9 protein-coding genes are annotated in these 15,650 nt (G+C 44.7%); 4 read left to right on the top strand and 5 right to left on the bottom strand.

From position 1 onward, the window contains the following. Positions 1-140 precede the first annotated feature (140 nt). The 4 genes from PATL_RS18645 to PATL_RS18630 all read right to left on the bottom strand — a co-directional run bounded on the left by PATL_RS18645 (position 141) and on the right by PATL_RS18630 (position 7,819). Entirely contained in the window at positions 141-3,122 is a 2,982-nt protein-coding gene (locus tag PATL_RS18645) for a TonB-dependent receptor (RefSeq protein WP_011576364.1), read from the bottom strand. 699 nt (positions 3,123-3,821) lie between these two features. Then, on the bottom strand, positions 3,822-4,880 hold the full coding sequence (locus tag PATL_RS18640; RefSeq protein WP_011576363.1) for an alpha-amylase: 1,059 nt from the start codon (positions 4,878-4,880) through the stop codon (positions 3,822-3,824). A gap of 73 nt (positions 4,881-4,953) precedes the next feature. Next, the gene (locus PATL_RS18635) at positions 4,954-5,355 is read right to left on the bottom strand and encodes a hypothetical protein (protein ID WP_011576362.1); all 402 of its coding nucleotides are present in this window, start codon (positions 5,353-5,355) and stop codon (positions 4,954-4,956) included. Positions 5,356-5,563: 208 nt separating this feature from the next. Next, complete coding sequence (locus PATL_RS18630) at positions 5,564-7,819, bottom strand: TonB-dependent receptor (protein WP_011576361.1); 2,256 nt, start codon at positions 7,817-7,819, stop codon at positions 5,564-5,566. 357 nt (positions 7,820-8,176) lie between these two features. Between PATL_RS18630 and ylqF the strand changes: the two genes are divergently transcribed. Further along, positions 8,177-9,181, top strand: coding sequence for a ribosome biogenesis GTPase YlqF (gene ylqF / locus PATL_RS18625; RefSeq protein ID WP_011576360.1), 1,005 nt, complete (start codon positions 8,177-8,179; stop codon positions 9,179-9,181). A 4-nt stretch (positions 9,182-9,185) separates the two neighbouring features. Here ylqF and PATL_RS18620 read toward each other — a convergent pair whose 3' ends face one another. Continuing rightward, a complete protein-coding gene (locus PATL_RS18620; RefSeq protein ID WP_011576359.1) occupies positions 9,186-10,265 on the bottom strand; it encodes a Gfo/Idh/MocA family protein in 1,080 nt (359 codons plus the stop codon). A 235-nt stretch (positions 10,266-10,500) separates the two neighbouring features. Between PATL_RS18620 and PATL_RS18615 the strand changes: the two genes are divergently transcribed. From PATL_RS18615 to PATL_RS18605, 3 genes are all read left to right on the top strand, one after another. After that, positions 10,501-10,896 (top strand): DUF3718 domain-containing protein, encoded by a 396-nt coding sequence (locus PATL_RS18615; RefSeq protein ID WP_011576358.1) that lies wholly within the window; start codon positions 10,501-10,503, stop codon positions 10,894-10,896. 457 nt (positions 10,897-11,353) lie between these two features. Further along, entirely contained in the window at positions 11,354-13,240 is a 1,887-nt protein-coding gene (locus PATL_RS18610) for a tetratricopeptide repeat-containing diguanylate cyclase (protein WP_011576357.1), read from the top strand. 19 nt (positions 13,241-13,259) lie between these two features. Further along, complete coding sequence (locus tag PATL_RS18605) at positions 13,260-15,617, top strand: DNA polymerase II (RefSeq protein ID WP_041714601.1); 2,358 nt, start codon at positions 13,260-13,262, stop codon at positions 15,615-15,617. The last annotated feature ends 33 nt before the right edge of the window (positions 15,618-15,650 follow it).

Raw genomic sequence — 15,650 nt, 5'->3', positions numbered from 1 at the left:
TCAAGTCGCGCTTGTATAAGACTGTATTTGAATCAACTGTACTCGAATAAAAAGAAGAGCCTATTGCATGAATAGGCTCTATGTTCTTTGTGAGTAATGGGTACTCAGTTACGCGTGATTAACTAACGCATTGAGCCTAATTAAAACTTGGCTCTTACACCCACAGTCATTCGACGATCTGCTTCGCTGTATTGCCAAATGCTACCCAGCTCAGTGACCTGACGAATAGGCTCGCCTGTCAGGTTTACAGCGTTTGCTACTAGCGTTATGTTTTCGTTTACATCGTAACTCGCTGAGAAGTCGAATTGGCCACGCGCATCCCGGTAATTATTGCCCAGTGTTGGGTCGTAGAATTCAGCATTAGGGTCCGTTCGGTTATAGATACCCGTTGCCAGGGCGCCTACTGGGCGAACACGTTTTTCGTCTTGAGTATCGAGGTACTCGTCACGCCAGTTGTAAGCTAAGCGCACCTGCCATCCTTCGTATTCCCAATACACTTGAGCATTAACTGTGTTGTTAGAAATATCTAATAGTGGGTTACCATCTGGTTGCTCACTATCGGCGTAAGTGTAGTTGGTGCTAATGCCTAGGCCAGACCATGCCCCTGGTAACGAGCTAAATTGTTGTTGGTAGGCTAATTCAATACCAACGATTTTACCGCTACCGCCATTTACGTCAGTGTTGATAACAATACCGGTTAGGCCTGCATCGCGTTGGCCTTCGACATAGGCGAGGTCTTGATCACTTGAAGCGTAGTTAACATTGGCTTGGCTCACGCCCGCAGTATCGAGTAGACACACGTTGACGTATTCAGTCACGTTTTGTCCTTCAATAGTGTCTGCGCTTGCTTGGCAGGAACTGCTGCTAACCGTAAATGATTCTACGTCTTTATAGAAAATAGCCGCCGACATTAAGCCGCCTTGACCAAAGTAATGCTCCGCAGATAAATCGTATTGTGTAACGCGGTAAGGGTCCAATTTATAGGAGCCTTGTGTGCCCGTTACAATCGAATTATCCACGTTTAATGCAGGACTCAGCTCACCAAATTCAGCACGGCGCATCACTTTAGCTGCAGCAAAGCGTAGAATCGTTTCTTCAGTAAGATTGTACGTCGCATTGATGCTGGGTAAGAAGTCTGAATAGTCGTGTTCAGCGGTGTCATCAAAGGTGCTCGAGGTTAAATCTGTGGTCACATAACGCGCCCCAATGATTGCGGTTAAACGATCAAAGTCCAAATTGAACTGGGTATATACGGCTTTAGTTTCTTCTTCAATTTTCGCGTAAGAACCTGTGTTGCGAGCCATGTTCTCGTCTAACGTGCCAGTCAACTCTAGGTTACTGCCGGCGAGCATTTGCTTCACTCGGTCGTAGGTACCATTAATGTCATACGCTAACGCTGCACCGTCATACACAAAGTAATTGGTTAATGCGTTATTGCCTGAAATACCGGCTTGATCGAATGAGTTTGAGTGGTTAATGGCTTTAAACCCACCGAAGGCATCATTGAAATCACCTATCCAAGTTGGGGTAACAACACCGTCATACGATACGCTGGTTTGCAAGTTTTTAAGCTCACTGCCGTTGTTGCGTAAGTCGTATCTGTCTAGTTCATACTCGCTATCAGTGGTGCGCACACCGGCCTTGATAGAGCGAAGGAAGTCCAAACCGGCAAACGGTTCAATGTATTCCACGTCGAAACGAATAGCGGTTTCTTCGTTGTCCTCTGAGTAGCGTTGATGTGTGAACTGACGAATAGCTAAGTTATCTGGGTCAAGCAGGGCATCTTGGTCTGAAAATGCAAGCCCCGGTACTTGGTCACCGTCTTGGGTCATGGTGATGGTGAATAAATGCTCAGTGATGGTGCCGTCGGCATCATATTGTTCGCGAGAAATAGGGCGCAAGTTAAATTCAGAGTTTCTACGTTTTGCCTCAGACTTTGCGTACGAAATTTCGCCAGATACTTTTATTTGATCCGTTAGCTGAAATTCACCGCCCAATGCATTGGAGATTGATTCATTAGTGGTAAAGTCAGACCAGGTTTTAGGTTGTACAAATACACTGCCTGAACCGAAGTTATGCAGTTGCCCTTGACTGTCGCCGTATGCGTTATCAAGCACTAAATCGCCATAGTCTTTACTGTCGTTCAGCACTGAGTAAGCTTCTTGGCCGCCGTCGAGTTCTGTGGTGTTAATGTCTAAATAAATAAAACCATCAGTGTCTTTAGGTGCCCATTGTAAGGACAATCCTAATGCCGTACGTTCACGCTTCTCAGTTTTCTGTTCAACCGTGTTTTGGCTTCTGACAAGGTAATTGCCGCTAGGTGTATTGGCTTGGTCGCTCGTGCCGTCACCATCTAAATCAAGCTCGGTGGGTGTGACGAGGTTGATGAATTCGTCTCGGCGTAACTCGCGATCTTGATATGCCACCACAAACGAAGCACCAAATGTACCTGCATCGCCTAAATCCCAGTTCATGCCTGCTGCGGCATTGACCATAGGAGCCCAATTCTCAGTTTTGTCAGCATACTCGCCATCTAAAGTGAGAGCGATAAGCGGCTCTTCCAACTCTAAAGGACGCACTGTTGTCATGTTGATTGTGCCGCCTAGCGCGCCTTCAATCATTTCAGGCGTAGGGGATTTAATCACTTCGACGGTTTTTAAGAAGCTAGAAGGGAAGTCGTCTAAGCTAATACCGCCACGTCCACTACCTGAGGTGGAGCGGCCGTTTAATTCAACGCGGTTTTGAGAAATACCACGAATAGTGACAGATTCACCCACACCAAAATCGGTACTTATCGACACACCAGTGATTCTTTGTAGTGCCTCTGCGATGTTGTTGTCAGGCAATTTACCAATATCTTCAGCAACGATGGCGTCGACGATGCGTGAATCAAAGCGCTTTTGTCGTGCTGACTCCGCTAAACTGCCGGCGATACCTTTTACTTGAATTACTTCTAAATCTTCATTGGCTGAGACGTCTTCGCCTTGCGTTTGCGCTGCTAAAGAAGGCGCGATAAGCATAGCCGATAATGCTGTGCCGAAAATCGCAATATTACTGGCGGTTATTCTGGCTTTGTTGAATATGGCACTGACTTGATTAAGTTTCATGGTTGAGCGTTGCATTGTGGTGTCCTTGTCCTGATTGGTATGACCAAAACTGTGTTTTCAGTAAAGCTTGGTTACGTAATTGGTATTCAAAACGGTAAGCGTATTTATATCTCATTAACCGTAGGTTTACAATTGTGTATTACCAATTAGTCTAAATTTTGTAATATATGTAGCTAAGTTGTTAGTTATATTGAATATTTATTTTTGTAGCATGCCAAGGGAGATAATCAGAGTATCTTTTGGCTGAAATTTTATTTTATTTTTTGTCCAATTTTTGATTCGGGTGTACCCTTTTAAGTTTATGAATTTAAACGAGTAATATGTTATTTTTATCGGATTTTTTATGATTGAGAGGATTGTCATTCTCTTTTCTGGTGAGGTGGTTAAGGGAAATCGAGTAGATATCTGCTGCGTTAAATATTTACATTTTGCGGCGGTACGAAGGATGACACTATCAACGAAAATAAGATGCTTTCAACACTTCTATTTATGTTATTGGTAATACAATTGTATTTATTTGGTTAATAGAGGTCAGAGCATGCTGTTCACGTTTAGGGAGAAGGGTATTTAATATAATTCCGTGCAGGAGAGCAGGAGAGCAGGAGAGCAGGAGTGAAGGGAAGTAGGCGGATTAGTTTGAAATAACGGAAAACGCCCAGTAGCTCTCTTACGAGTAAGCGAGCTGCTGGGTTGCTTGAACGTTGCTGGTAAAGGCTAAAACGCTAACTGATAACCGAGTGTAAGCATGTTATCCATGTCCATTTGTACGCCATTGGCGTGATAATTAATGGGTACCTGATATTCCAAACCAATTCTATGCTTGTTCATCAATACGGTATTCACCCCAATGGCGGCTTGTAAATTGTGACCGCCGTAATTAGCTGGATTTGCTGTGGTGACTGGGGCCATAATTTGGTTGTCTTGGCCCTTGATGTCTTCGCTGTGATTGTAAATCAATCGTAGTGACACACTCGTTGATTGGGGCAGTTGATATGCTAGCCAGCTGGACATGTGGTATTTGTCACCCACTGTGTAGCCTTCATCATTACGCTCAAGGGGCGTGGTGGTGAGCACTTGCGCCCCCCAGCTTAATTGCTCGTTTTTACCCGTGTATGTCAGGCCAAACTCGGCTTGATCGCTGCCCGCACCCAGTTGCATAGAATAGGGTAAGCGCATGGTCATTCGCATGTTCATAGGAGTAAGAACATCATCGGTTTCATCCGTCGAGCCGTTTGCGATAACCCAAGCTAAGTTAAAATGCAGGTGGTGATTACCTTCGTCATATAGGCGGTAGAGCAGGCCTAGTCTACTGTCAGCCAAACCAGACACCTCAGTGGAAAACTGCCCTAGTGCTGTGTCTCCCATCATGCCCTGAAACGTAGTTAAATCCATGTCACGCTCTATGTAATTGAGCATGGCCATCAAGGTAATGTCATCGTTGGGCGCATACATAAAGCCCAACATATGCATATTGGTGGTCATGTTTTTTGGCACTACGCGCACTGTGGCTGGTGGGGCAAAGGGATTAGCCACGCTGGTGGCAATATCACTGGCTGAAATACTGTTGTTGCCTTGTACCATGTCTGACATATTCATGCGCATAAACCGATAGGAAAACATGAATTCACCTGCAGCATGCATGTGATCCCCCATGACGCCGATGGGCGCATGATCATCTGGGCGCAATGGGTTATTGTTGCTGCCTGAGTCGGCGAAAGCTATAGGGCAAGAAAGTGCTGCAAAACATGCACTTAGAATAGTTATTTTGTTCATGTGTTTACTCTTATTCGCAATAGTTAACGTATGCCATTTGGGCACATTTTATTTTTAGTATCGATCGTTGCGTTTAAGAAAAAACAGGGGGAGCGCGGGTACTGGCTAAAGAATATGGATGGGTTTTTACAAAAGAAAGATTAGGTAAAAAAAGACTATTTTGAATCAGTGGGGCAGCACTAACGTCGTTTGTTGCGACAAGCGCTTTATCATTGTGGCAATCGGCTAGGCAGGCAAAAGCACACTTAATTCCATGGGCATTGTTGGGGGCGTCTTCTGGAGGCTGAATAAATTCTAATGTGCCCGTTTGCTCAAACGTGCTGAGTGAAATCCATTTGAATTGATGACCAGTACAAATCAGCACTGCATCATTGTTGGCAAACGTTTGGGCTTGATTAACGATGCTATTTGACGCAAATAAAGCACCTGTGGCATTGAACAACAAAGTGCACAACAAAGCGCACAACAGGAACATCTGCGCGAAATGCTTCAGCCAACCCAGCCTCTTGTTGTACTTTATTGTGCGAATAAAACTGCCACGTTATGTCCGTTAACTTAGCGTTAGTCTACTGTTTTAAAAAGGGAACTTCTAGCCGTGATGATTAAAATAACAGCAATAAAAAAGGGGCCTTTCGGCCCCTAAAATTGTTGTTTACGTCATTATTCACATAGTGAGTGTTTGATTACATTTCAAATTCTTTCTTGAAACGTAAACCAAACTCACGTCTGTCATTACTGCGTACAATACCTACAAAACCATTTTGCTGTAAGCGGCCTTGGTCGTAAATTTCATCCGTGACGTTTTCGCCGTAAAGGCTTAATGACCAGTCCCCATTGACCGAGGTGTAGTTGATATCAAAACCAAGAATACTGCGAGAATCGATCGTTTCGTTCGGGTTAAATACTGACTGGCCTTGCATCTCATCACGGAACGAGTAATCCGCTTTAAATGCTAGTGTAGCGCCGCTGTCTAAGTCCATGTAGTAAGAAGGCGCTATCATGAGCGTCCATTCTGGTGTTAGGGCGGGTGAATCACCTACGCCAACGCCGTTTACATTTTCGTCTACTTGAGTGATTTCAGCATCTAAGAAACCAACCGCAGCGCGAAACGAGAAATTATCGGTTACATCAACCGTGGCTTCAAGCTCTATGCCTTTGGCTTCAGATTTACCCGCATTTTCTGTGATAGTCACAAAACCACCACCCGCTGTAGGGTCAGAGAAAGGCAATGCTAAGTCGTCGTATTTAGTGATAAATATAGCGGCAAGCAAAGAGACATTTTCAGCAACCTTACCTTTTAAACCGGTTTCGTAATTGACAGATGTAGTTTCATCAAACTGAACGAACTGGTCAGAACCACCAAATGGACGCGGCGGGAAACCACCTGTTTGATAGCCTTTTTGTACTTGAGCGTATACGTTCAAACCGTTATCAAACTGGTATGCCGCGTTTACATCCCAAGTGACTTCGCTGAATTCGGCACTACGATAGGCGCGCTCAGCAAACGACGGGAACAATGCGTCTGCGTCCTTTTTATCTTTCGAGTAACGTAAACCACCGCCCACGGTCAGCTTTTCTGACACATCATATGAAGCGTTAGCGTAAATCGCGAAAGCGTCTGTTTCTTGATGTAAATCGAAGAAACCATAATCGCCACCGAACCCAGTTGGCGTGCCGTCATTATTCAATGCGCCTGGCGTATTGAACGGGCTAAATACCCAAGGGCCTGATGAGGTTGAGCCTTCTTCGTTGAAGAAGTACACACCTGATACAAAGTCGTAGTTGTCAAAGGTACCATTCACTTGCAGCTCTACCGAGTACTGATCAGCTTCACCTGTTTCTGGGAATTCAGACAGGTTAAGCGGTGAGGCATCATCATCAAGGCCACCTTCGTAATCAGAACTGCGGAAGCTCGTGATCAGTTTTGTTGCGTAGTTTTCGTTGATATCCCAATTGGCGGTGATTGACGCGCCCCAGCCAGCAGACGCGGTAGACTCAAGGCCAGGTACTGTGGTGCCTAAATCATCGGGATCTGAAGGGATTAAATCAGGCGTTAATAGGGGGAAGTCACCGTTAAAGACATCTGTCGGATCAGGGCTTGGGTCAGTAAATTCGATGGTATACGGCGATTGGCCACTTTCATTATCGTAGCCATCTACGGCGAATAATAGTGAGAAGCTATTGCTGACGTTCCAGTTAGCAGATAAGCGGCCACTGAATTCTTGCTCTTCACCGATTTCTTTTTCAGGGTTGGCTAAGTTAACAGCCTTGCCTACACCGTCGCGTTTTTTGAATGAGCCACTGGCAGCAATGCTGACATCGTCGTTAATGTCACCATTGATGTATAAATCAGCGGCTACACGACCTAGGGTGCCGACCTTGGCAGCCACACTGGCCATGGACTCATCGCCTGGTTTTTTAGTAATAATGTTAACCGCGCCACCTAGGGTGTTTCGACCATATAATGTGCCTTGTGGACCACGTAATACTTCAACGCTTGCGATGTTAGGCAGGCTTAGGTTAGCGCCCATTTGACGACCTAAATATACGCCATCAACATACACGCCCACGCCGGGATCGGTAGTGATGATGTGATCCTGCAAGCCAATACCACGAATAAAGATAGATGCGTGGGCAGAGTTGCCACCGCCATAACGACTGACGTTTAAATTGGGCACGTATTTGCCCACGTCATCTAAGTTACTGATGTTGGCATCTTCCATGAAGCTGTCACTTAAAGATGTGATCGCAGTAGGGGATTCAAATAAGCTTTCTGTACGTTTACGGGCAGTGACTGTGATGTTCTCGAAGTCGTCGTTCGATGCTTGCTCGGTTTCTGTAGTCTGTGCGCTAACATGACCTGCTAATGCTAACGAAATAGCTGCGCCAAGTAAGCTAATGTTGCGTGAACGTGTGTGTGTGTTCTGTTGTGGGCCCAAGGGTGCTCTCCAAGTTGTTCTGACGCGCAGCAAAGCAAGAAGCTAAAGGATTAACTGCTTGGGATGATTACGTCATTAGAATTATGCTTCTTTGTTACTCAGCATCGTGGCTATCATTACCAGCAAATCACATGAGTAAAAAAAGGATATCGAGAAGGGTCTCTTAGGCGAATAGTATAAACTAATGTGCTATTTAAGTTTACGTTTTATTACACTTTTTAAATGCCACAGTTTGGTGATTTATCCTTCTGGGGGCTGGCATAAAGGTTTATTTTTTAACACGGGCGCTACTGCATACCTTTGCTGGCTCGGTTAACGTACAATGCATTCTTTGAACACGCGAGAGAGCAGGGTTATATGTCGATTCATTGGTATCCTGGGCACATGCACAAAGCCCAGAAGGAAATAAAAGAATTATTGCCGCAAGTAGATTTACTGATAGAAGTGCTTGATGCGCGAATTCCTTATTCCAGTGAAAATCCAGCCATTGCCGCTATTCGTGGTGACACGCCTTGCATCAAGGTGTTGAGTAAATCTGATTTAGCTGACCCTGATGTAACCGCAATGTGGCAAGCGCATCTTGAACAAGAGCGCGGAGTGAAAACATTCACTACCACCACAGAACAACCGCAAAAAATGAAGCAGATCATCGATTTGTGCCGCAAAATGTTGCCTGAAAAAGACGCCAGCATTAAGACCATTAATACCATGATTTGCGGTATTCCTAATGTGGGCAAGTCTACCCTTATCAATATATTGGCAGAGCGCATCATAGCCAAAACAGGGAATGAACCGGCGGTGACAAAAGCTCAACAAAGGATCAACCTAGGCAGTGGGATTATTCTTTTTGATACGCCAGGTATTTTATGGCCTAAGGTGGAAAACCCGCAAAGTAGTTATCGTTTAGCCACAACCGGTGCAATTAAAGATACCGCGATGGAATATGACGACGTGGGCTTTTTTGCAGCAGATTACTTAATCAAAGCTTACCCAGATTTACTTAAAGAGCGCTACAAGCTTGAAAATATTCCTGATACGGAAATAGAATTTCTAGAAATGGCCGCAGCTCAGCGCGGCGCATTGCGCGCAGGCGGGCGAGTGAATTTGCATAAAATATGCGAAGTCTTGGTTAACGAATTTCGCTCAGGCAAGTTAGGTCGCATTAGTCTTGAAACCCCTGACATGATTGTGAAGGAAGAGGCTGAAATGGCCGCTGCTGAAGCAAAGAAAGCAGAAGAAAAAGCGCTGCGTAAAGAGCGCTTTAAAACTGGCTCGCTGACGCGTGATAAAAAAGCCCAGAAAGAGCACCGTATTGAGCGCGTACAACGGCGCAGCAAAGAGAAGCAAGCGCGCAAAAAATAACGGCTTATCGTATGGCGATCCCTTGCAGAATACTGTGCATTTGATGCTGCAAAATTAAGCTGGTGGATAACGGCATTAACTTGGCTTCTTTTTCACCAGCCAGAATACTTTTACTGGCAGCGTCTATTTCAAACTCGAAACCAAACCCCGCTCTTTGGTGCTGAAAATCATCTATTTTTTCATCTAGTTGAAATAAGCTACAGCGATCAGCACGCCAAAAGTCAGGGATTTCGATGTAACCATTTTCTCCTATGATGTGCGCCGAATTTTGTAATCTTGCTCTAAAGGAGCAGGCTAATGTAGTGGTAACGTCAGGATATTGCGTGACAATCGTTACATCATCTTCTACCCCGGTTTTAGCCCGCCTGTGACTATAAATACTGCGTTCGGACTGCTGGCTAATCAAGTGCTGGCTAATCAAGTGCTGGCTAATAGACTGCTGGCTAATAGAGTGCTGACGAGTAAACATCTGCGCTATGGCTAAGGTATAAATTCCCATATCCAATAGGCAGCCCCCAGCAAGTGCTGGGTTATACATGCGATCCCCTTCAACGTACTTTACCGGGTAACCAAAATCGGCTTTGATGTGAACGATTTTTCCAATGCGTCCCATATCTACCCATTCTTTTGCCTTGATAATAGCGGGCAAAAAATAGCTCCACATGCCTTCCATAAGAAAGCAGTCGTTGTGCCGTGCAATATCGATTAACTGTTGGCATTGCTCAGGTGTAACGGTAATTGGTTTTTCACACAGCACATGTTTGCCGGCATTAAGCGCTGCGCTTGCTTGCTCAAAATGGAAATTATGCGGTGTGGCAATATAGATAGCATCTATGTCTGAGTGTTGGTACAAGGCTTGATAGCCTTGCAACGCATTAGGGATATTATAGTTTTTTGCAAAGTGCTGGGCATCTTTAAGGTTACGAGAAGCGACAGCGGTTAACGCAGCCAATTGTGTATGCTGAATGTCTTTACAAAATGTTTGGGCAATACGCCCTGCGCCTAAAACGCCCCAGCGGATTTTTTTGTTTTTTCGTAGCGCTTGTATACTTGGGCCTTTCTCTGTCAGTTTTTGCTCTGTCATTGCAAACTCATCTTCATCTTCAATAAGCCGTAAACTTACTCGCTAAGGGAACGCTTTGCATTTGCGATTTTTTAAATTATCCAAATCTAAATAGACAGAAAACGAAATTTGACCCGTTATAAGGTATTAGGTGACATACCTAAGTATCGCCTTATAGATTTTACCATCGGCGAGATTGGGTTTTAATTGCCTCAACGAAACGAGATAACCCATTGAACCAACCGAGGAATTGACCATGTTGAAAATAGTTAAAACTTCTATCGCTATTGCCGCCACTTCATTATTTATGTCGGGTGCAGCACAAGCTGACGTAGCAGAAGCATTACAGAATATTTGTACCATAGTAAAAGCAGACGACAAAGGTGAGCTTCGTAAGAAAATGAAGCGTGTACAGTCTGACTATCGTTTGAAATTGCAAGATTATTACTCAGGTATTTCTTGTGGTGGCAACAGCTTAATTCGTACCGCCATGTTAAGCGATGCGGTTGAAGCTGGCACCTTGTTAGTAAAGAAAATGCCCAAAAGTGAATTATCTACCCCTGAGCAAGACGGCAAAACCGTTATCGCTTGGGCATCTGAAAATGGTTTGAATGCTTCACCTATTATGAGTGTGCTTAACGACCGCATCTAATTTTTATCACTGTTATCGTCACACTTAGGCGAACAGTGGTATCGATTTCAACATGGTAAGCAAGTAGCGCTACTTGCTCCTTAAGAAATGGCCCCTTTTGGGGCTATTTTTTTATCTGGCTTTATCTCCTTCCACGTTAATAAGTCATGACTTAGCGAGAGTTTAAAAGGGGGTTGTATATCAGCTATTCAAGTGACGTTGAGTTACTCAGTGTGATCTTTATTCAACGGCCGGATGAAATTAACTCCCTCTTGATAAATATACACTCCCACTTGTCAAATATGTTTGCACAGAGCATTTAGCACCAGGTAACTCAAGGGAAAGTAATCACTCACAATTTCACGAACTTATTCGAAAAAATTGGGTCTGCTTAATTATATTTGTACCTAGTCTTTCAGATAATTTATATGCTATTTTGAGATGATATTTTTGGGGCTCAGCTGACAGAGGATAGCGATTGATCAAGGTTATATGGATTTGTACTGTATTGATTTTTTGGGTGCCGGTGAAAGCGTTTGCGGCCCAAGCTGTGGTGTATAGCTTTTCAGATGAATACCAATCCCTCACGTCAAGATTAACCACTGCGCCTCAACAAGTCTTAACACAGTTAATAAACTCAGCGCCGCAACATGAGGCAAGTAACGTGGTTAAAGCTGAGTACTATGCCATTTTAAGTGACACTTACTACGCGCTAACGTATCCGCAAAAAGCAATTGAGAGCGCGCAACAAGGTCTGAGTTTTATCACCGAAGAGTCAGAACCTTGGTTGTACCATAATTTGAAATTAATCGAAGCGACAGCGATAGAGATGGCGGGTGAGCCCATTGATGCGTTGTTGGCTGTCAATAAAGCGGTGGCGTGGGCAAAAGATAACCACAGCGAAGCAACATATATACTCGGTTTATATGTTAGAGGCTTGTTATTTACCTCGTTAAATGAGTATAGCGGCGCTGCAGAGAACTTCTTAGAAGCCTACAGTTTGTCTACCCAATATACCGGCAAAATTTCCAAGGCTAATATTGCCGGCATGATTGGGGTTATGTACGAAAATCGCGGTGATTATAAACTGGCGATCCCCTATTACGCCGAAGCTGTTGCCCACGCACGTAAAAATAACGAACCCCTGAATTTAAGCATCGTATTGTTTGGTTTAGGCTCAGCTAATTTTGGTGCCGGTAATATTGATTTAGGCGAAACGCAACTTATTGAATCCGCGGATATTGCACGCTCATTGGATGACTCCCAAGGGGTTGGGTATGCGCTCAAGCAGTTAGCAAAAATCAGTATAAAGAAACAAGACTACGCATTGGCCGAAAAGCGTTTGAAAAGAGCAGCTGACATTTTTGCTGAGAGCGAAAATAGACCGATAGATTTTCAGATTTCAAAAAGTTTGTTTGAAGTGGCTTTAGCGACAGGGGAACTCGAAAAAGCCGAGCAACATCGTGATAGCGCAAAAGAATATTTAAATCCTGCCACCATGCCTAGCGACACCATAGAGATAGAGCAACTCGAAGCTGAGTTAGCAGCTGCCCAGGGGGATCTAGCCGCGGCTTATGCACACATGCAGCACGCCCTAACCTTGAGTAGTGAATATCATGCGACCAGAAACTCTGAACAACTTCATCGTTTGCGAGCCATTTATCGCGTGCGCGCCTCAGAACAGGAGAACAAGATACTAGAGCATCAAAATCGTTTGCAGCGTTTTGCGCTTAGTGCTCAAGAGCAGCGCAATATTTATTTGTGGGCGTTTCTGGGTATTGTGTTGGTAGTGTGTTGTTTATTAGCTGTGATGGTTTATCGGGTCAAGGCGCAAAGTAGGGCACTTACAAAACTTGCGATCACAGATGATCTAACCGGCTTGTACAACAGGCGTCACATTATCGAGCAGCTTGAGCGACAAGTACATGCAGCGAACCGCTACAAGTATGATTTGTGTGTCGCGATTATCGATTTAGATTTCTTCAAGAAGATCAACGACAGCTATGGCCACGCAGTGGGCGATCGTGTGTTAATTGAATTCAGTGATATATGCAGTAAAAATCTACGGCAGTCCGATATTATCGGGCGTATTGGCGGCGAAGAATTTTTGGTCATTTTACCGCACACCAATTTGCAAGATGGGTATAATGCACTAGACGGTTTACGCCATAAAATATCTATGGTGAATAATGTGGTTGATATCAAAGATTTATCCATCAGTGCTTCAATTGGTTTGACCTTCAATACCGATAGCCGAGAGAGCATGCAATTAATGGCCGATGCCGATACCGCACTTTATCAAGCCAAAACCCAGGGACGCGATCAGGTCGTGATCCATCCACAGAGCACGCCAGTTAATTCGTAAGCAGGTTCACCAATCAATGATGGGAAACACTAATCGAGGATTTATTCTTACCTCGGATCAGCGCGATATTGGCGCAAAGACCTGTCTTGAATTTTGGTTGTTGAGCGACAAGGGGCCAATCAAAGTCACTACTGAGGCTCAGCAGTCGGTTTTCTTTATCAGTCAGCAAGATACACAGAAAGTATCCGATATTCTGGCCTCAAGTGAAATCCGCTTTACCCTTAAAGCCTTGCCCTTAAAGCGTTTTGACCAACAGTTGGTCAGTGCAATTTACTTTGCTAGAACGAAGCAAGCTTATGCCGCTAAAGAGCGTTTAAGAGTGCACGAGGTGGCGTTTTACGAAGCCGATATACGCTTAGCTGACAGATATTTAATGGAGCGCTTTATCTATGCAAGCGCCGATATCAGTGGTGTTCAACAAGGAACATCGCCTTATGTCACGTATACACAAAGCCACTTAAAACCGGCCCAGTACACCCCCTCTTTTTCAGTACTCTCAATTGATATTGAGTGCAGCGAGAAAGGGGAGCTGTATTCAATTGGCCTAGCGCAGAGTAACTACCAAACAGTATTTATGATTGGTGAAGCCGAAGAAGGCCCAAAGTGGTTGCAATGGGTTAATAATGAAGAGGCGCTCATTCGGTCTTTTATTACTGAGGTTAATCGTATTGACCCAGACATTATCATTGGCTGGAATGTGGTTAATTTTGATTTTCGGCTGCTTATTGAGCGGGCCCAGCTGTATAGGCTAAAGCTTACATTAGGCCGAGGTGGCGAAGCCGTTTATTGGCGCGACGCCCCAAATGAAGTGAATCAAGGCTATATCAGCATGCCTGGCCGGGTGGTGGTAGACGGTATAGATGCGCTTAAAACCGCAACGTATCAATTTAGCAGTTTCAGCTTGGAGTTTGTTGCCCAAACGCTGTTGGGTAAAGGCAAACTCACGGATGACGTTGATGACAGGCTAGCCAAAATTAAGCACGACTTTTTATATAACAAAGTCAAACTAGCTGAATATAATCTGCAAGACTGCCAACTCGTACTAGAGATTTTTGAGCATACAAAAATGTTGGACTTTCTGACATTGCGCAGTCAATTAACGGGCCTTGAATTAAATCGCGTGGGTGGCTCAGTAGCCGCTTTTGTTAATCTGTACTTACCAAAACTGCATCGCGCTGGGTATATATCGCCGAACCGCCCTATTGACGGCGGCTTAGCCAGCCCAGGTGGATATGTCATGACCTCACAGCCGGGTCTGTATCGTAATGTACTGGTGCTCGATTTTAAGAGCTTGTATCCGTCAATTATTCGCACATTTAAGATAGACCCCCTTGGTTTGGTAGAAGGCCTGCGGTATCCAGAGGCCGGCATACAAGGGTTTAAAAACGCTGTTTTCTCTCGAGAGCATCACTTCTTACCAGACATCATCACCTCCTTATGGCAACAAAGGGATACGGCCAAACGCGATCAAGATGCGGCGCGCTCTCAAGCGATTAAAATACTAATGAACTCGTTTTATGGGGTGCTTGGCTCAGGCGGCTGCCCCTTTTACGACACGCGTTTGGCCAGTTCAATCACCTTGCGCGGTCATGAAATCATGCAAACTACAGCCACTTGGGTTGAAAGCATGGGTTATAAGGTAATTTATGGCGATACCGATTCCATTTTCGTTTGGTTGGGTGATGATATTACCGCTGATGAAGGGCATAACATCGGGCAGCAATTGCAGGGTGAAATTAATCAGCGCTGGACTCAAGCCATCACCGAACAACATCAATTACAGAGTTATTTGGAAATTGAATTTGAAACCCAGTTTGAGCGATTTCTTATGCCAACGATACGTGGCTCCGAGCTGGGTAGTAAGAAGCGTTATGCTGGCCTGAAGCGGCAAATAGGAGGGCAAGCTGAACTTGTTTTCAAAGGGTTAGAGTCGGTACGTTCTGACTGGACGCCTATGGCGAAGTCGTTCCAATTGGCTCTTTACGAGCGGGTATTTGCTGATCAAGACGTGAAAGACTATGTGCTGCGCGTCGTAGAGCAAACACGAAATGGTGAATTGGATGAACAACTGGTATATCGCAAGAGGATCAGGCGTCCCTTGGTGCAGTATATTAAAAACGTCCCGCCTCACGTCAAGGCCGCGCGCCTAGCAGACGAACAGAATCAGCAACTGGGCAAACCTCTGCGCTATCAACATAAAGGGCAAATTGCTTATGTGATTACCTTAAACGGCGCGCAGCCTGTTGGGTATCAAAACAGTGCGTTAGATTACGAGCATTATATTGATAAACAAATACGACCTATTGCTGAGAGTATTTTGCCCTTTATCGGGCTATCTTTTACTGAGATAACCAGTGCTCAATTGGGTTTATTTTAGTAAGCTAAGCGACTCACCTTGGTTTCAGTTGTA

Source organism: Paraglaciecola sp. T6c (assembly GCF_000014225.1).
Classification (GTDB): Bacteria; Pseudomonadota; Gammaproteobacteria; order Enterobacterales; family Alteromonadaceae; genus Paraglaciecola; species Paraglaciecola atlantica_A.
This window is presented reverse-complemented; position numbering and strand designations above follow the sequence as displayed.

Bases quoted from the DNA above. Each gene is read 5' to 3' on its own strand.
- PATL_RS18615 (WP_011576358.1), top strand. From the start codon at position 10,501: ATGTTGAAAATAGTTAAAACTTCTATCGCTATTGCCGCCACTTCATTA.
- PATL_RS18645 (WP_011576364.1), bottom strand. From the start codon at position 3,122: ATGCAACGCTCAACCATGAAACTTAATCAAGTCAGTGCCATATTCAAC.
- PATL_RS18605 (WP_041714601.1), top strand. From the start codon at position 13,260: ATGGGAAACACTAATCGAGGATTTATTCTTACCTCGGATCAGCGCGAT.
- PATL_RS18620 (WP_011576359.1), bottom strand. From the start codon at position 10,265: ATGACAGAGCAAAAACTGACAGAGAAAGGCCCAAGTATACAAGCGCTA.
- ylqF (WP_011576360.1), top strand. From the start codon at position 8,177: ATGTCGATTCATTGGTATCCTGGGCACATGCACAAAGCCCAGAAGGAA.
- PATL_RS18635 (WP_011576362.1), bottom strand. From the start codon at position 5,355: ATGTTCCTGTTGTGCGCTTTGTTGTGCACTTTGTTGTTCAATGCCACA.
- PATL_RS18640 (WP_011576363.1), bottom strand. From the start codon at position 4,880: ATGAACAAAATAACTATTCTAAGTGCATGTTTTGCAGCACTTTCTTGC.